General features: G+C 72.5%; 10 protein-coding genes. All 10 read left to right on the top strand.

The window, feature by feature from the left end; all coding sequences use genetic code 11:
• Window positions 1-200: 200 nt before the first annotated feature.
• On the top strand, window positions 201-1,508 hold the full coding sequence (locus GWJ10_RS04010; RefSeq protein ID WP_076404188.1) for an extracellular solute-binding protein: 1,308 nt from the start codon (window positions 201-203) through the stop codon (window positions 1,506-1,508).
• 89 nt (window positions 1,509-1,597) lie between these two features.
• Window positions 1,598-2,548 (top strand): sugar ABC transporter permease, encoded by a 951-nt coding sequence (locus tag GWJ10_RS04005; protein ID WP_076404189.1) that lies wholly within the window; start codon window positions 1,598-1,600, stop codon window positions 2,546-2,548.
• A complete protein-coding gene (locus GWJ10_RS04000) occupies window positions 2,545-3,489 on the top strand; it encodes a carbohydrate ABC transporter permease (protein WP_163185371.1) in 945 nt (314 codons plus the stop codon). The genes GWJ10_RS04005 and GWJ10_RS04000 overlap by 4 nt, the downstream gene beginning before the upstream one ends.
• Window positions 3,486-5,309: a beta-galactosidase family protein gene (locus GWJ10_RS03995; protein WP_163185368.1), complete on the top strand. Its 1,824-nt coding sequence runs from the start codon at window positions 3,486-3,488 to the stop codon at window positions 5,307-5,309. The genes GWJ10_RS04000 and GWJ10_RS03995 overlap by 4 nt, the downstream gene beginning before the upstream one ends.
• Before the next feature lie 175 nt (window positions 5,310-5,484).
• On the top strand, window positions 5,485-9,738 hold the full coding sequence (locus GWJ10_RS03990; RefSeq protein ID WP_206158326.1) for an endo-alpha-N-acetylgalactosaminidase family protein: 4,254 nt from the start codon (window positions 5,485-5,487) through the stop codon (window positions 9,736-9,738).
• Between the two features lie 310 nt (window positions 9,739-10,048).
• The gene (locus tag GWJ10_RS03985) at window positions 10,049-13,645 is read left to right on the top strand and encodes a family 20 glycosylhydrolase (RefSeq protein ID WP_163185365.1); all 3,597 of its coding nucleotides are present in this window, start codon (window positions 10,049-10,051) and stop codon (window positions 13,643-13,645) included.
• A gap of 292 nt (window positions 13,646-13,937) precedes the next feature.
• Entirely contained in the window at window positions 13,938-15,221 is a 1,284-nt protein-coding gene (locus GWJ10_RS03980) for an extracellular solute-binding protein (RefSeq protein WP_076404193.1), read from the top strand.
• Window positions 15,222-15,321: 100 nt separating this feature from the next.
• Window positions 15,322-16,311, top strand: a complete 990-nt coding sequence (locus GWJ10_RS03975; protein ID WP_163185362.1) for a sugar ABC transporter permease — start codon at window positions 15,322-15,324, stop codon at window positions 16,309-16,311.
• A complete protein-coding gene (locus tag GWJ10_RS03970) occupies window positions 16,308-17,240 on the top strand; it encodes a carbohydrate ABC transporter permease (protein ID WP_241005656.1) in 933 nt (310 codons plus the stop codon). Before GWJ10_RS03975 ends, GWJ10_RS03970 begins: the two co-directional genes overlap by 4 nt.
• The gene (locus GWJ10_RS03965) at window positions 17,237-18,085 is read left to right on the top strand and encodes a DeoR/GlpR family DNA-binding transcription regulator (protein ID WP_083711497.1); all 849 of its coding nucleotides are present in this window, start codon (window positions 17,237-17,239) and stop codon (window positions 18,083-18,085) included. The genes GWJ10_RS03970 and GWJ10_RS03965 overlap by 4 nt, the downstream gene beginning before the upstream one ends.
• Window positions 18,086-18,134 lie beyond the last annotated feature (49 nt).

The raw sequence follows: 18,134 nt of genomic DNA, 5'->3' as shown, positions 1-18,134 counted from the left end.
GCTCACCGGGTGACGAGCGCGCGTCCCGACGCCCGTTGTTGACCATAACAGTCGGCACGAACACGAGAAACGTGCACGTTTCCGTGCTCGCGATGCGCGTTCGGAACTAAGGCTTGTTATGGATATCAACCTGTGCCAGAGTGTGGCGAGCAACCGGGCACGGTCGCCCCCCTCAGCACAGCGTCGTCAGAAGGAGTGTCATGAAGTCATCGATCGTCCGGTCCGCGGGAGTCGCGTCCGTCGTCGCCCTCGCCCTCGGCCTCACCGCGTGCAGCTCGTCGGACGGCGGCGGCTCCGGGGACGGGTCCTCCGACGGCGAGCCCACCACGATCCAGCTCTGGACCTGGGCCGCCGGCTACGACGAGGCCGCTGCGGCGTTCAACGCGGCGCACGACGACGTCCAGGTCGAGTACACGCAGATCGAGGCCGGCAACAAGGGCGGCTACGACAAGATCCGCAACTCCGTCGCCGCGGGCAACGCGCCCTGCCTCGCGCAGGTCGGCTACGAGACGCTCCCGAGCTTCGTGGCCGAGGGGAACGTCGTCGACGTCACCGAGTACGCCTCCCCGGACAAGGACGCCTACACCGCGGCGGGCTGGGCCGGCGTGACGGTGGGCGATAAGGTGTACGGCGCGCCGCAGGACCAGGGTCCGATGGTCCTCTTCTACAACAAGGCCGTCTTCGAGGCGAACGGCGTCGCCGTGCCGACCACCTGGGCCGAGTACCAGGCCGCGGGCGAGCAGCTCAAGGCCGCGGGCGTGAAGCTCACCGGCACCTACGAGGACTACGACTACACGGGCTTCGCGTGGCAGGCCGGTGCCCCGTGGTACGCCGTCGAGGACGGCGCATGGTCCATCACGCCGGACTCCCCGGAGAACGTCGCGGTCGCCGACTACTGGCAGGGCCTCATCGACGCCGACCTCATCGGGTCCAACATCTGGAGCGACGACTGGTCCGCCGGGCTCGGCGACGGCTCGATCGCGACGATCGTCGGTGCCGCCTGGTTCGCAGGCATCCTCAAGGACTCCGCGGCGGCGTCAGCCGGCGACTGGGCCGTGGCGGAGCTGCCGCAGTGGGAGGCCGGGGACGAGCTGACGGGCAACGTCGGCGGGTCGCTGTCGGCGGTCCTCAAGGGCTGCGACGACCCCGAGGCGGCGTGGGAGGTCGCGCACTGGCTGAGCACCGACCTCGCGGCGGTCGACGCGCAGATCGAGGCGGCCGGGACGTACCCGGCGTCCGTCGCGGGCCTCGAGTCCGAGCTCCTGACGACCGGTGACGACTACTTCGGCGGCCAGGTCGTCGCGGACGTCTTCAAGACCGCCTCCGGCCAGGTCAACCCCGACTGGGCGTGGGGCCCGGGCGTCTCGACGCTCGTCGGCACGCTCGCGACGAACATGCAGAAGGCCTTCGCGAAGGAGCCCGGGGCGACCGTCGAGGCCGCCCTGACCGCGGCCGGCGACGCGACCGCCGCCGAGCTCGCGCAGCAGGGCATCGCGGTCAACGAGTGACCGCGGCCGGTGCCGCGCCCGGGTGCTCGCAGCACCCGGGCGCGGCGCCGGGACCCCCTCCACGAGAACGTCACCTGCGAGGAAGAGCCATGACCACTGAGACCCTGCCGGCGGCCGCCGGCACGGACGACCCGGACCGGCAGGCGCCGCCGCTGCGCCGACCGCGGAGCAGGACGGCGCGCTACGCCGTCTGGTTCGTCGGGCCGTTCGTCCTGCTGTTCCTCGCGATGTACGTCGCGCCCATCGGGTTCGCGATCTACAAGAGCCTGTTCCGCATCCAGCGCGACGCGCTGGGCCTCGGGGGCACGCAGGAGGTGTTCGACCCGCTCGCCAACTACGCCTACGCGTTCGGCGACAGCGCGTTCCTCGCCTCGATCGGTCGGGTCCTGCTGTTCGGCGTCGTGCAGGTCCCCGTGATGCTCGTGCTCGCGCTCGGCATCGCGCTGCTCGTCGACTCGGCGTCGGCCCGCTGGAAGGGCTTCTTCCGGCTCTCGAGCTTCGCGCCGTACGCCGTCCCCACGGTGCTGTCCGCGCTCGTGTGGTCGTTCCTCTACGCGTCCGACAGCAGCCCCCTCAACGCAGCGTTGGGGCTTTTCGGGCTCGACGTGAACCTCCTCAGCGAGAACCTCGCGCTGTGGGCCGTGGCGAACGTCGTGACCTGGGGCTGGACGGGCTACAACATGATCATCATCTACGCGGCCCTCCAGGGGGTGCCGGGCGAGGTGCTCGAGGCCGCGAAGCTCGACGGCGCGTCCGCGTTCCGCACCGCGTGGAGCGTCAAGATCCCCCTCGTGCGGCCGGCGATCCTGCTCACGACGATCTTCTCGATCATCGGGTCCGCGCAGCTCTACAACGAGCCGTTCGTGCTCAAGCAGAGCACCGGAGCGATCGACGCGAGCTTCACGCCGATCATGGCCGCCCAGGCGTCGCTGCAGTCCGCGAACTACCCCTACGCCGCCGCACAGTCCGTGATCCTCGCCCTGGGTGTGGCCGTGCTGTCCGTCCTGTTCTTCCGCCTCACCTCCCGGAGGGCCTCATGACCACGAGGAACCTCCCCGTCGAGGCCGAGACGACCGCGCCCGCCACCGTCGGCCCGCGTCGGCACCGGACGGCCGGGACGCCCGGCCTGCGCCCCGACACGCTCGAGACGACGGCGCGCAGCCGCTGGGCGGTCACGTCCGTCCTCGTCCTCACGGCCGTCTACTTCCTCTTCCCGCTGTGGTGGCTGCTCGTCGCGGCGACCAAGGACGCCGGCTACACGTTCGCGGGCAGCCCGCTGTGGTTCTCGCACTTCGACCTGGTCGGCAACCTGCAGGACCTCTTCGGCTACCAGAACGGCATCTTCGGCGTCTGGATGGCGAACTCGGCGCTCTACTCGCTCGTGGGCGCGGGGGTAGGCACCCTCGTCGCCGTCGCGTGCGGGTACGCGCTCGAGAAGTACGAGTTCCGGGGGCGCAACCTGCTGTTCGCGGTCGTGCTCGGCGCGGTCCTCGTCCCGAAGGTCCTGTTCACCCTCCCGCTGTTCCTCATGTTCTCGCAGACCGGGATCATCGACACCTACCTCGCGGTCCTCCTCCCGAGCGTCGTGAGCCCGTTCGGCGTCTACCTCGGCCGGATCTTCGCCGCGAGCTCCGTGCCGGACGAGGTCATCGAGGCGGCACGCCTCGACGGCGCGCACGAGGGCCGGATCTTCTTCGGCGTGAGCCTGCGCATGATGGCGCCCGCGCTCGTGACGATCTTCCTGTTCCAGTTCGTCGAGATCTGGAACAACTTCCTCCTGCCGTCCCAGGTCCTCATCTCGGGCGAGCTGCGCCCCGTGACGGTCGGGCTCGTGAGCTGGAACGCCCTCGTCCAGGCCGGCCAGATCGAGCGCCACATGGTCATCGTGGGCGCGTTCGTCGCCGTCGTGCCGCTCGTCGTCGCCTTCCTCTGCCTCCAGCGCTTCTGGCGCTCGGGCCTCGCGGCCGGGGCCATCAAGTGAGCGGCCCGGCGCGACGGCCCACGCTCGTCCCCGACGGGCTCCGCCTCCTGCGGCACGGCACGGAGCACCGCGTCCTCTCGGGATCGGTGCACTACTTCCGGGTGCACCCCGACCTGTGGGCGGACCGGCTGCGGCGCGTCCGGGCGATGGGGCTCAACACGGTCGACACCTACGTCCCGTGGAACTGGCACGAGGCCGTGCGCGGGCGCACCGTGTTCGACGGCGATCGCGACGTCGAGCGGTTCCTGCACCTCGTCGGCGACCTCGGCATGGACGCGATCGTCCGTCCCGGCCCGTACATCTGCGCCGAGTGGTCGAACGGCGGGCTGCCCGCGTGGCTCACGGGCACGCCCGGGGTGCGGCTGCGCTCGTCGGACCCGGTGTACCTCGACGCGGTGGCGAGCTGGTTCGACGAGGTGGTGCCGCGTCTCGCGGCGCTGCAGGCGAACCGTGGCGGCCCCGTCGTCGCGGTGCAGGTCGAGAACGAGTACGGCAGCTTCGGCGACGACCACGCCTACCTCGCGTGGGTCCGCGACGCGCTCGTGGCGCGCGGGGTCGACGAGCTCCTGTTCACCGCGGACGGACCCACGCACCTCATGCTCGACGGCGGCACGCTGCCCGGCGCGCTGACGACCGCGACGTTCGGGTCGCGCCCCGAGCAGGCGCTGAAGATGCTCCGCGAGCGCCGCGACGAGCCGTTCCTGTGCGCCGAGTTCTGGAACGGCTGGTTCGACCACTGGGGGGAGCGCCACCACGTGCGCGACCCGCTCGACGCCGCGCGCGACGTCGAGCGCCTCCTCGAGCTCGGCGGCTCGGTGAGCCTCTACATGGCGCACGGCGGCACGAACTTCGGCCTGACCGCGGGAGCCAACCACGACGGCACCGACCTGCAGCCGACGGTGACGAGCTACGACTCCGACGCGCCCGTCGCGGAGGACGGCACGGCGACCCCCAAGTTCCGGGCGCTGCGCGACGTCTTCTCGCGGTACCCGTCGCCGCACCTGCCGCCCGACGCCCTCGACGAGCGCTGGACCGTCCCGGCTCCGCGACTCGCCCCCCGCACCCTCGCGGTCGCGTCCGCACGACCGGCGCTGCCCGTGCTGCGGACGCTCGGGGACGCGGTCGCCGCGCCCGGCCCCCTCACCTTCGAGGAGCTGGGCCAGGACGCCGGGCTCGTTCTCCACCGGGCGCACCCCGTCCTGCCGCCGGGCGACTCGACGGTCAGCGTCCTCGGCCTGCACGACCGCGCCACGGTGTACGTCGACGGTGTCCTCGTGGGCACGCTCGAGCGTCGTACCGCGGAGCAGGGCGTGCGCGTGCGCGGCGACGGCCGCGAGGTCGTGCTCGAGCTGCTGGTCGAGAACCTCGGCCGCGTCAACTACGGGCCACGTCTCGGCGAGCACAAGGGGATCCTCGGCGACGTGCTGGTCGACCGGCGCATCGTCCACACCTGGGAGTCGCGGGCCCTCCCGCTCGACCTGCTCGACGCGGGGGAGCTGCGGCGCGGGGCGGTTCCACCCCCCACGACCGGTGGGCGGCCCGCCGACACGATCGCGACGTTCGAGCTCGACGTCGACGAGCCGGCCGACACGTTCCTCGCGCTGCCCGGCTGGACCAAGGGGTTCGTCTGGGTGAACGACGTGCTGCTCGGCCGGTACTGGCGCCGCGGACCGCAGCGCACGCTCTACGTCCCCGCGCCGCTGCTGCGCACGGGGGCGAACACCGTCACGGTGCTCGAGCAGCACGCCCCGGGCGAGCACGTCGAGCTGCGCGCGGAGCCCGACCTGGGCGAGCGGGAGGAGTACGTCGAGGTCCTCTGACCCCGCTGCCACCGGAACCCCGCTGCCACCAGAACGTCCCACGACCGCACGACCACCACCGGCCGGCGGCACGGTGCCGCCTGCCCTGATCGAAGGAGCTCAGATGGTTCGACAGTCCGGTCCACCCCCCGTCCCGGGGCCACCGCCCCGACGGCGCACGCTCGGTGTGCGCGGGATGGTCGCGTTCGCCGCCGTCCCCGTCCTCGGCCTGCCGCTCGTCGCGCTGCCCGCGCACGCCCTGCCCGGCACGGCCTCGGCGGGCTCGAGCCTCGCCGCCGCGGCGCTCGCGGTGCAGGGCGCCGTCGACGGCGCGGTCACGATCGCGTCCGACGAGCTCGAGGTCCAGGTCGCGGACGACTTCCCGCGCGTCCTCACCTACACCGACCGCGGGACGGGGGCGAGCCTCGCCGGCTCGACGCGCCCCGTGACGCAGGTCCTCCTCAACGGCACGGCGCACGCCGTGACCGGGGAGGTCGTCGCGCAGTCCGACGCCGCGACGTCCTACCGCCTGACGTTCGCCGACCTGCCGGGCGTGACGCTCGACGCGTCCCTCACGGTCGAGGGCCGCACCGTGACGTTCGAGGTCACGAGGATCGAGGACACCGAGACGTTCCGCGTCGCGAGCCTCGAGATCCCGGGCCACGACCTGCTCTCCGTCGCGTCGACCGACGCAGGCGCGAGCGTGGCGAGCGCCGTGATCAGCCCGAACCGCAACACCGTGGGCGACACCTTCACCCCCGTGTCGGCGCAGACCCCGACGAACGCGAACCCGGTGGGCTCGGCGTACGCGATCGTGTCGACGTCGGGCCTCGCCGCGTCGGTCGTCACGAACAGCGTGTACGACGAGGCGTCCGGCAAGGCCGCCAACGAGGGCAACCGGCTCCAGCGGCAGGCGTTCGCGACCGCGGACGGCGTGCGCGTCGGCGTCTGGTCGGGGGCGTGGACCTACCGGGCGAAGGGCTCGTCGACGACGGAGGAGCTGCCGCGCGCGACGGTCGTCGTGACGCCCGACGCGAACGGCGACGGTGCCGTCGACTGGCAGGACGGCGCGATCGCCTACCGGACGGTGGCGCCGAAGGCGCTCGGGGCCGACCATGTCCCGGACCGCGTCGTGTCGCACATCCCGTTCAACTTCGCGTCGCAGGCGACCCACCCGTTCCTGCGCACGCTCGACGACGTGAAGCGCATCTCGCTCGCGACCGACGGCCTCGGCCAGATGGCGCTGCTCAAGGGCTACGGCTCCGAGGGGCACGACTCCGCGCACCCGGACTACGGCGGCAACTACAACGAGCGTGCGGGCGGTCTCGAGGACCTGCGGGAGCTGCTCGCCGAGGGCGGCGCGTGGAACGCGGACTTCGGCGTGCACGTCAACGCGACCGAGGCCTACGCGGAGGCCGACGCGTTCTCCGACGAGCTCGTCGACGCGGGCGCGAAGGGCTGGAACTGGCTCGGGCAGTCGTACTACATCGACCAGCGCCGGGACATCACCAGCGGCGACCTCGCGGCGCGCATCGGGCAGCTCGCCGACGAGACGGGCGGCGACCTCGACCTGCTGTACGTCGACGTCTACTACAACTACGGCTGGCAGGCCCGGGCGCTCGCGGACACCGCGCGGGCGAACGACTTCCAGCTCGCGACGGAGTGGTCGGACAAGTTCGAGGCCGACTCGCTGTGGAGCCACTGGTCGGCGGACGAGAACTACGGCGGCGCGACGAACAAGGGCCTGAACTCGCAGATCGTGCGCTTCGTCCGCAACGCGGAGAAGGACACGTGGAACCCGCACCCGCTCCTGGGCAACGCGCGCATCGTCGAGTTCGAGGGCTGGACGGGCCAGGTCGACTGGAACGCGTTCTACCGCAACGTGTGGCAGACGAACGTCCCGACGAAGTTCCTCCAGCATCACGAGATCTTGCGGTGGGCCGACGACGAGATCGCCTTCACGGACGACGTCACCGCGCGCGGCACGAGCGCCGCGGACCGCGAGATCCTCGTGGGCGACGCGGTCGTCGCGCGCGGCGGGACGTACCTGCTGCCGTGGTCGGCCGCCGAGGCTCCCGGCGTCGAGGGCGAGGCCGCGGACGGCCAGAAGCTCTACCACTACAACCCCACCGGCGGTGCGACGACCTGGACGCTCCCGGCGTCCCTCGCGGGTGCGACCTCGCTCGTGCAGTACCGCCTCACGGACACGGGTCGCGTCGAGGTGGGGTCCGTCCCGGTCGCGGACGGTGAGGTCACCGTCCAGGCCGACGCGGGCCAGCCGTACGTGCTCTACCCGGTGGGGGTGCCGCAGGCCGACGCGGTCGACGCGGGCTGGGGGCAGGGGACCGGCATCGTCGACCCGGGCTTCAACGCGGGCGACCTCGACGCCTACGGCACGACGGGCGCCGTGAGCGTCGAGCGGCTCTCCAACGGCCAGCACGTCGCAGCGCTCGGGGCGGGCGAGGCGACGCTGTCGCAGGAGCTCGGCGAGCTCGAGCCCGGCACCTACGCCGCGAGCGCGTGGGTCGAGGTCGCGCCCGGCGCGTCCCGCCCGACGACGCTGCGGGTGAGGGGCGACGGTGTGGTCGAGGCGAGCGTCGTCGTCGAGCGGTCGACGGCGAAGAACCTCGTCGCGGCCGACGACAAGCACAGCCGCTACTTCCAGCGCGTCCAGGTCGAGGTGGACGTCACCGCGACGACCCGACCGGTCCTGAGCGTCGAGGCCGGGTCGGGCGACGCCGTCGTGCGCGTGGACGACCTGCGCGTGGTGCCGACCGAGCGTGCCGACGTGCCGACGGACCTCCTGGAGGAGGGCGCCGACGTCGTGGCGTTCGAGGACTTCGAGTCCGTCCCGCAGGGCTGGGGGCCGTTCGTCAAGGGTGACGCGGGCGGCGTGACCGACCCGCGCACCCACCTCGCGAAGCGCAACGCCCCGTACACGCAGGCGGGCTGGAACGGGAAGCTCGTCGACGACGTGATCACCGGCGACCGGTCGCTCAAGGCGCACGAGGAGAACCAGGGCCTCGTGTACCGGACGGTGCCGCACACCGTGCGCTTCGAGGCGGGGCACCGCTACCGGGTGAGCTTCGACCACCAGAGCGGGCGTGGAGGCCTCTACACGTGGGTCACGGGCTACGACTCGGTGGCGAGCGGCACGCCCGTCTCCGTCGAGACGCGCGCGACGCCGCTGGGCGAGCAGCGCACCACGGCACGGTTCTCCGAGGAGGTCGTGGCGAGCTCGTGCGGCGACACCTGGGTGGGTCTGCGCAAGGGCAGCGGCGGCGGTGACCAGGCCGACCTGGTCGTCGACGACTTCCTCGTCGAGGACCTCGGCCCGGCGGGCACGGTCCCGGCGTGCGCGTCCCTCACCGTCTCGGACGGCACGTCCGCGCTCGAGCCGGACACCGCCAACACCGTGACCACGCGGCTCCAGGTGTTCGAGCCCGCGGAGGTGCGCGACGTCGTCGTGCGGCTCGACGTGCCGGAGGGCTGGGAGGTCGAGGCCACCGGCGCGACCACCGCGGAGAGCCTGCCGTCCGGCGGCGTGCTCACCACGACGTGGCAGGTCACCCCGCGCGGCGAGCTGTCCGCGCAGGCCTACCGTCTCGACGCCGGCGCGACCTACGCCACGACCGCCGACCCCGTCGGCGGGCGCTCGGTCGACGCGTCGCGCGACGTGTACGTCGTCGTGCCGCCGTCCGCGGGGGAGCACTGGGTCTCCGACCTGCCGTTCGTGTCTTCCGGCAACGGGTGGGGGCCGGTCGAGCGCGACCTGTCCAACGGGGAGCAGGGCGAGGGTGACGGCACGCCGCTGACGCTTCGCGGCACCGTCCACGAGAAGGGGCTGGGCACGCACGCCGCGAGCACCGTGCGGCTCTTCCTCGGCGAGCGCTGCGAGTCGTTCACCGCGACCGTGGGCGTCGACGACGTCCAGAGGACGCGGGGCTCGGTCGCCTTCGAGGTGCTCGGCGACGGGACGTCGCTCGTCCGGACCCCCGTGCTCCGCGGGGGCGGCGCGACGCAGGACCTCGCGCTCGACGTGACCGGGGTGCGCTACCTGGACCTCCAGGTCACCGACGGCGGCGACGGCAACGGCAACGACCACGCCGACTGGGCGTCCGCGCGGGTCACGTGCTCGGGCGGGGGCGAGCCGGAGCCGGAGCTGCCCGTGGACGTGACGGCGCAGCCGCGGTGCCTCGCCGGGAAGGCGTATCTCGCGGTGCGCGCGACGAACGGGGCGGACGTCGCGGTGTCGGCGCGCCTGGTGACGGGCTTCGGCGAGAAGGCGTTCGACGCCGTCGAACCGGGGAAGGCCGCCTACCAGTCGTTCGCGACCCGCGCCGGCGCGGTCGAGGCCGGCAGCGTGACGGTCGACGTCGTCGGCACGGTCGGCGGGCGGGAGGTCACCCGCAGCGTCGAGGCGTCGTACGACGCGCTGGGCTGCGCCTGACGGTCGTCGGGCCGGAGCCCTGTCCCGCCGGCGACGGCGGGGCAGGGCTCTGCCGTCTCCCCGGCGAGATTTCTGAAAGAGTTTGGCTGGATCCTTCCCAAATACATCATGAAATGCCACGATGGGGTGTCTGCCAGGGACGCACGGGCCGTGGACGGGAGCGCGACGAGGCGCTGCCGGACATCGGAGGGGGAGCGACGGCGCTGCAACCACGACCCGCGCGACGAGCCGCGCACCGGGACGCCGCACGGCGTGCCGGGCCCCCGAGGCAGCGGGACCACGACCGCACCATGACGAGGAGAGCGACGCCGTGCCACCTTCACCAGCGAGTCCTTCACCAGCGAACCGAGGCCGGGCCCGACGCCGGCTCGTCGCCCTCGCCGGGGCGGCGCTCGCGCTCGCCACGGCCACCCCGGCGACGGGGTCCGTCGCCCCGCCCGACGACGCGGCCGCCGCGACGGCTGTCGCGCCGGGGTCGAACGTCGCGCTCGCCTCGGCGGGCGGCGTCGTCACGGCGTCCGGGAGCGAGGGCGGCGGCACCTATGGCTGGACGCCGGACAAGGCGATCGACGGGATCACGAGCGGACCGGTCGGGCAGCACACGTCCCGGTGGTCCTCGGACGCCTCCGACGCGGCCTGGCTCACGGTCGAGCTCGCCGAGCCCACCGTGATCGACCACGTGAACATCTACTGGGAGACGGCGTGCGCGGCGAGGTACGTGCTCCAGGTCTCGCACGACGGGACCTCGTGGACGGACGCGACCCCGACCGTGTCGCCCGCGTGCGGCGCTCTCGACCGGCAGACCGTCGGGGCGCAGGCCGACCCGGCGGCCGCCTACCGGTTCGTGCGGATGCAGACGATCGAGCGGACCCCGGTCGGGAACCAGAAGTACGGGGTGTCGCTCTGGGAGCTCGAGGTCTGGGACGGCACGGAGCCCACCCCGCAGCGCGAGCCCGCCCTCGTCCCGCGGCCCGCGCTCGTGGAGCAGGGCGACACGGCGTCGGCGTTCCGGATCACCCCGGAGACCGCGGTGGTCGCGCACGGTGCCGGGCGCGGCACGGCGGACCTCGTGGCGGAGCTCCTGCGTCCCGCCACCGGCTACGCCCTGCCCGTCGTGGACGGCGGCGACGACCGGGGTGCGATCGCGGTCACGGTCGACCCGGAGGCGGGCTACACCGTCGAGGGCGGACCCGCGGCGGACGAGTCGTACGTGCTCGACGTCGACGAGGGCGGCGTCCGGATCGTCGCCACCACCGCGCACGGCGCGTTCAACGCCGTGCAGACGCTGCGCCAGCTCCTCCCGGCATGGGTCGAGTCCGACGTCCCGGTCGCCGCCGACTGGGCCGTCCCCGCGATCCACGTCGAGGACGCCCCGCGCTTCGCCTACCGCGGCGTGATGCTCGACCCGGCTCGGTCGTTCCAGACCGTCGAGGCGATCAAGCGCCAGATCGACGTCCTGTCGCAGCTCAAGCTCAGCGTCCTGCACCTGCACCTCGCCGACGACCAGGGCTGGCGCATCGAGATCACCAACGAGGGTCGCGTCGAGGGCGACACGATCGACTACACGCGGCTCGTCGACGTCTCCGGCCGCACCGCGATGGACAGCCGCGGCTACCGCGACGAGGTCGGGCGCACCGGCTACTACACGCAGGACGAGTACCGCGACATCGTCGCGTACGCCGCCGAGCGCTTCGTCACCGTCGTCCCCGAGGTCGACGTCCCGGGCCACACGAACGCCGCCCTGCACGCGATCCCCGAGCTCAACACGAGCCGTTCGCTCCCGGCGCCCGACCCGGCGACCGGGGTCGTGCCGTGGAACGGCACGGGCAACGTGGGCTACTCCGCGCTCGACGAGCAGAACGAGGCGTCGTACACGTTCGTGCGGCACGTGTTCCGCCAGCTCGCCGAGATGACCGGCGGGCCGTACGTGCACATGGGCGGCGACGAGACCCACGCCATGGGCCACGACCGCTTCGTGGACTTCGTGACGCGCGCCGTCCCGGACATCCAGGAGGTCACGGGCCGCGGCGTCATCGGCTGGAACGAGTACGCCGCTGCGGGCGCCGGGCAGCCGGACGACTTCTGGGAGGGCTCGATCGCCCAGTACTGGGTGGGCTCCGCGGACCCGTTGCGCGACTTCGTGGCCAAGGGCGGCAAGGCGATCGTCTCGAACGCCACGGGCGCCTACCTCGACCAGAAGTACACCTCGGACACCCCGATCGGGCTGAGCTGGGCGTGCGGCGGCACGTGCGACGCGGACCGCTACTACGACTGGGAGCCCACCACCACGGTGCCGGGCGGCATCGACGAGGAGTCCGTGCTGGGCGTCGAGGCTCCGCTGTGGTCGGAGACCGTCCGTGGCGGGGACCAGCTCGAGTTCCTGCTCCTGCCGCGCGCCGCGTCCGTCCTCGAGACCGGGTGGACCGCCCGCGAGGACAAGGACGTCGCCTCGTTCATGCAGCGTCTCGGCGACCTCGGTCCGCGCCTGACGGTGCAGGGGCACGGCTTCTACGAGTCGCCCCGCACCACGTGGGCGGCGACCAGCGTCTCGGCCGACGTCGACGCGCGCTCGGGCGCGACGGCGGCATGGCCGGTCGGTTACGTCGCCGCTCCGGGCACCAAGCTCGCCGCGGACGGCGCGCGGATCGCGCCCGACGTGACGGCGGCCGACGGCGACCCCGCCACGCGCAGCGTGCTCACGGGGCCCCTCACGGCCGAGCTCGTCTGCCCGGCGCGGACGCTGCCCGTGACGTTCACGACCGACGCGCCGCGCGACGCGCTGCACCCGGCGGGCGTGTACACGGCGACGGTCGCGGCGGCGTTCGACGCGGACGCCGACTGCGAGCTCGTCACGTCCCGCGGCGACCGGGGCAGGGTGCGCGTCGACGTCGACCCGGGGCACCCGCTGCCGCCGGGCCCGACGGCGGAGCCCGGCGACCCGACCGTGTCGCTCGGCTCCGGCGCGAGCGTCGAGGCCGGCGCCTGGGAGTCGCTCGCGCTCACCGGGTTCGCCCCCGGCCACGTCGAGCTCCTCGTGGACGGCGCGGTGAAGTTCACCGTGCGCGCCCTCGCCGACGGCACCTTCACCGGGCACGTGCCCGTCCCCGCGGCGACGTTCGCGGGGGACCGGGTGTTCACGGCGCGGCAGGGCGAGCGCGAGGTCTCGACCACGCGCGTCGTCGACTCGGACCAGCGGCCGCTGGCGAACCCGATCGACCGGTCGACGCTGCGGGTCCACGACGTCTCGAGCGAGGAGACCGCGGCCGAGCAGGCTCCGGCGACGAACGCGATCGACGGGGACCCGAACACGTTCTGGCACACGAGGTGGTCCGGGGCGGCGCAGCCGTACCCGCACCACGTCACGCTCGACCTCGGGGCCGCGTACGACGTGACGGGCCTGCAGTACACGACCCGGCAGGACGCGGCGAACGGCCGGATGGCGGCGTACGAGGTCTACGTCTCGGCGGACGGCGTCGAGTGGGGCGACCCGGTCGCGAGCGGGTCCTTCACCGCGACGCTCGCGCCGCAGACCGTCGACCTCACGGGGACGGGCCGGTACCTGCGGCTCGTGGGCCTCAGCTCGGTCTCGGGGAACGCGTTCGGCGGAGCGGCCGAGATCGCCGTGGGCGGCGTGCCCGTCCGGGACGTCCCCGTCACCGCGACGGCGGTGTCCCGGTGCCTCGCCGGGACCGCGTACGTCGCGGTCCGCGCGGACAACGACGGCGACGCGCCCGTCGACATGACGATCGAGACCGCCCACGGCACGCGCGAGGTCGCGGCCGTCGCGCCCGGCCGTGCGGCGTCCGGGTCCTTCAGCACGCGCTCCTCGTCCGTCGTGGCGGGCGAGGCGACGGTCGTCGTGGCCGGCACGCGGGTGGTGGTGCCGTACGGCGCGCTGAGCTGCTGACGACGGGCGGCCGACACTGCCGCCGACGACGCCCCGGCGACCCGTGGAGAACGGCGGGCCCGGGGCGTCGTCATGCCCGCGGCGAGGCAGTTGCTCGAAGGTGACGGTTCGATGACGGAGTCTGATCGACTCTGGACGCAATCTCCCGTAACGTGCTTCTATGTGATCGTAACGAGCGGGAAGTGATCGTGATCTATCAATGGTGATGACAGATCCGGTCGCTCCTGCCGGCCGTGTGCCTCACGCGGACCGGACCGATCGACCTCATGGCAACGAAGCGGAGGACAAGGACATGAAGGACCCGAACACGCGGCGCACGACCTCGACGGCGAGCCGGCCCCTGCGTCTGGTGGCACTCACGGCGCTGGCGGGGCTGGCGCTCTCGGCGTGCGGCTTCGGCGGCCAGGGGGGCGGCGGCGAGAGCGAGGGCGACGGCACGACGATCGACCTGCTCGTCCCCACGTACTCGGACCAGACGAAGTCGCTCTGGGAGGACGTCATCGCGGGCTTCGAGGACGAGAACCCCGACATCACGGTCAACCTCGAGGTCCAGTCCTGGGACAACATCAACGACGTGGTCCGCACCAAGGTCCAGTCCGACCAGGCGCCGGACATCCTCAACATCGACGCGTTCGCCGGCTTCGTGGAGGACGACCTGCTGTACTCCGCGGACGAGGTGCTCTCGCCCGACACGATCGCCGACTTCCAGGAGTCGTTCGTCGAGAACGCGTCGATGGACGGCACGCAGTACGGCCTCCCGCTCATCGCGTCCGCGCGCACCATGTTCTACAACAAGGACCTGTTCACGCAGGCCGGCCTCGACCCCGAAGCGCCGCCGAAGACGTGGGACGAGCTCAAGGACGCCGCGACGAAGATCTCCGCGCTCGGCGGCGGCACGTACGGCTACGGGCTCCCGCTCGGCTCGGAGGAGGCCCAGGCGGAGACGGCGATCTGGTTCTTCGGCAACGGCGGTGGCTACGGCGACGCGTCCGAGATCACGGTCGACACCCCCGAGAACGTCGAGGCCGCGCAGTTCTTCCAGAGCCTCGCCGTCGACGGCCTCACCCAGCCCGACGCCGGGGCGACCGACCGCACGCCGCTCATCGACGTCTTCATCCAGGGCAAGATCGGCATGATCGTCGGTCTCCCGCCGACGATCGGGCAGATCGAGGAGAAGAACCCGGAGCTGAGCTACGGCACGGCACCGGTCGCGACGAAGGACGGCTCGCCCGTCACGCTGGGCGTCGCGGACCACCTCATGGCCTTCACGAACGAGGGCGACAAGCAGGACGCGATCACGGCGTTCCTCGACTACTTCTACTCGCCCGAGGTCTACGTGCCGTGGGTCGACGCCGAGGGCTTCATCCCGGTGACGAAGTCGGGCGGCGAGGAGCTCGCCACCAAGGAGTCGATCGCGCCGTTCCTCGACCTGCTGCCCGACGCGCAGTTCTACCCGTCGACCAACCCGCAGTGGTCGGCGACGCAGGGCGCGGTCCAGTCCCTCGTCGGCCAGGTCGCGCAGGGCAAGGACGCCCAGGCGGTCCTGACGGAGATCCAGGCGAAGGCCGACCAGTGACGACGCGCTGACCGCCGCCGGGCGGCGGGACACCCTCCCGCCGCTCGGCCGCCGTCGGCTCCCGTCCGCGACCTCTCCCCGGCACCCGGAGGACACCCCGATGACCACCGACACGACCGGCACCCCGGCGGGTGCCGCGACGGCGAGCCCCGCGCCGCCGTCGGACCAGCACGCCGCGCCGCCCGGTGCGGCCGACCGCTCGCGCCGCACCTGGCGCGGCACGCTCTCCGCCCTCCCGTGGATCGGCCCGAGCCTCGCCCTCATCGCCCTGATCGTGCTCTTCCCGGCGGGCGTGATGATCGTCAACTCGACACGCGACATCTCCCAGTCCGGCGTGGACCGGGGGAGCGCGGGGCTCGAGAACTACGCCGACGTCCTCGCGATCGAAGCCCTCCCGCGCGTCCTGCTCAACACCGTGGTGTGGGTCGTGGTGGTCGTCGGGCTGACCGTGGTCATCTCGCTCGCGCTCGCGAACCTCCTCGACAAGCAGTTCCCCGGTCGCCAGCTCGTGCGCCTCGCCGTCATCGTCCCCTGGGCGGCGAGCGTCGTCATGACCACGACGGTCGTGTACTACGGGCTCCAGCCCAACTACGGGATCTTCAACCAGCTCCTCGCGGACGTCGGGATCCTCGAGGTCGCCGACTACGGGTTCACGAAGAACGCGACGTCGGCGTTCCTCGTGGCGATCGTCGTCGCGGTGTTCGTGTCCCTGCCGTTCACGACGTACACGATCCTCGCCGGGCTCCAGGCCGTCCCGCACGAGGTCGTCGAGGCGGCCCGCATGGACGGCGCCTCCCGCGCCCGCGCCTACTTCTCGGTGATCCTGCCGCAGCTCAAGCCCGCGCTGTCCGTGGCGGCGCTCATCAACATCATCAACGTCTTCAACTCCCTCCCGATCCTGCGGATCATGACCGGGTCCATCCCCGGCTACGACGCCGACACCACGACGACGCTCATCTTCAAGCTCATCCAGTCCGACCGCCGGGTCGACCTCGCGTCCGCCCTGTCGGTCGTGAACTTCGCGATCGTCGTGCTCGTCATCGTCGCCTACCTGCGGATCGTCAAGCCGATGAAGGGAGTGGACGAGTGAGCGCCACGACCCAGCGGGGGCCGGCGGCGTCCGCCGCGCCCGCCGCCACCCGGACGCCCGGACCCCTGCGGAAGCCGTCGCGATACCGCACGGGCGGGCCCGGTGCCCACGGGTCGGTCGTCGGGCGCACGGTGGCCGGCTTCCTCGTCGCCGCCGTCTTCCTCGTCCCGTACCTCGTCATGCTGCTCGGCTCGCTGAAGAGCCGGCCCGAGATCCTGCGGATCCCGCCGACCTACCTCCCGGACGAGTGGCACCTCGAGAACTACGTGACCATGTGGTCGACGCCGGAGACGCCGCTCCCGCAGAACCTCGTGTCCACGGTCGTCATCTCCGTGGCGGCGACGCTGCTCGTGCTGGTGGTCGCCGTCCCCGCGGCCTACTACACGGCGCGGTTCCGCTTCCCGGGGCGGCTCGCGTTCCTGTTCCTCGTGCTCGTCACCCAGATGCTCCAGCCGGCGGTGCTCGTCGCGGGCCTGTTCCGGCAGTTCCTCGCGTTCGGGATCGTCGACACCTGGCTCGCGATGATCCTCGTCAACGCCGCGTTCAACCTGGCCTTCGCCGTGTGGATCATGCACAGCTTCTTCGCGAGCGTCCCCCGGGAGGTGGACGAGGCCGCCCAGATCGACGGCGCCGGTCGCTGGACCGTGCTGTTCCGCATCAACCTCCCGCTCGTGTGGCCCGGGATCGTCACCGCGGTCATCTTCACGTTCGTCGCCGCGTGGAACGAGTTCGCGGCCTCCCTCGTCATCCTGTCGACGGCCGGCAACCAGCCGCTGTCGGTCGCGCTGACGAAGTTCATCGGCCAGTACGACTCCGCGTGGCAGTACGTGTTCGGGGTCTCCATCGTGGCGATCGTCCCGGTCGTCGTCCTCTTTGCGATCATCGAGAAGCGCCTCGTCGGAGGCCTGACCGCAGGGAGTATCAAATGACCACGACCCACGACGACCTCGCCGACAACGTCGGGCTCGCCGGCCTCAGCAAGTCCGTCCGGTGGGAGCGCATGCTCGCGCTCCTCGCCGACCGGCGCCGCCTGTCGGTGACGGAGGTCGCCGACGAGTTCGGCATCTCCGAGTCGACCGTCCGGCGAGACTTCGACCAGATGGCCGCGCGCCAGCTCGCGCACCGCACCCACGGCGGAGTCGTCGCGGCGTCGGTCGCGTACGGGCTCCCGCGCCGGTACAGCAAGCAGGTCGAGGACAAGCAGCGAGTCGCCGCCGCGGCGGCCGCGCTCGTGCTCGAACGGTTCACCGCGCCGGTCGTCGGGCTCAACGGCGGCACGACGACGACGCTCGTCGCGAAGGCGCTCGGCGAGCAGACCGAGGAGACGTCGGAGGACGCGCTCCAGCAGAGCGGGCACGCGCTCACGGTCGTGACGAGCGCGCTGAACATCGCGACCGAGCTCGTGCTGCGCCCGCAGGTCCGCACCGTGTGCCTCGGCGGCACGGCACGCGCGCAGTCCTACGAGCTGACCGGGCCCGCCGCGATCCAGATGGCCCGCACGCTCTGGCTCGACGTCCTCGTCCTCGGGATGCTCGGGATCGACGCGACCGCCGGCCTCACGTGCGGCGACCCCGACGAGGCGGGCGTCACGACGGCGCTCGTCGAGCGGTCGCGCTCGGTCGTCGCGGTCGGCACGTCCGACAAGGTCGGCACCCGGTCCTTCGCCCAGATCTGCGAGCTCTCGCAGGTCACCACCCTCGTCACCGACAGCGGCGCGACCGCCGACGCCCTCGACCCCCTCCGCGAGGCGGGCGTCGAGGTCGTCGTCGTGTAGCGGCGTCGGCACGCGTGGCCGGCACCCGCCGGCCGCGGCATCGCAGAAA

Origin of the sequence: Cellulosimicrobium sp. SL-1 (genome assembly GCF_011033075.1) — a bacterium.
Classification (GTDB): domain Bacteria; phylum Actinomycetota; class Actinomycetes; order Actinomycetales; family Cellulomonadaceae; genus Cellulosimicrobium; species Cellulosimicrobium funkei.
The sequence above is the reverse complement of the archived record's forward strand: the minus strand, read 5'-3'. Positions and strand labels throughout refer to the sequence as shown.

Excerpts from the sequence above, each read along its gene's own strand:
- GWJ10_RS03965 (WP_083711497.1), top strand. The coding sequence starts at position 17,237 with ATGACCACGACCCACGACGACCTCGCCGACAACGTCGGGCTCGCCGGC.
- GWJ10_RS04000 (WP_163185371.1), top strand. The coding sequence starts at position 2,545 with ATGACCACGAGGAACCTCCCCGTCGAGGCCGAGACGACCGCGCCCGCC.
- GWJ10_RS03990 (WP_206158326.1), top strand. The coding sequence starts at position 5,485 with ATGGTCGCGTTCGCCGCCGTCCCCGTCCTCGGCCTGCCGCTCGTCGCG.
- GWJ10_RS03980 (WP_076404193.1), top strand. The coding sequence starts at position 13,938 with ATGAAGGACCCGAACACGCGGCGCACGACCTCGACGGCGAGCCGGCCC.
- GWJ10_RS04005 (WP_076404189.1), top strand. The coding sequence starts at position 1,598 with ATGACCACTGAGACCCTGCCGGCGGCCGCCGGCACGGACGACCCGGAC.
- GWJ10_RS03975 (WP_163185362.1), top strand. The coding sequence starts at position 15,322 with ATGACCACCGACACGACCGGCACCCCGGCGGGTGCCGCGACGGCGAGC.
- GWJ10_RS04010 (WP_076404188.1), top strand. The coding sequence starts at position 201 with ATGAAGTCATCGATCGTCCGGTCCGCGGGAGTCGCGTCCGTCGTCGCC.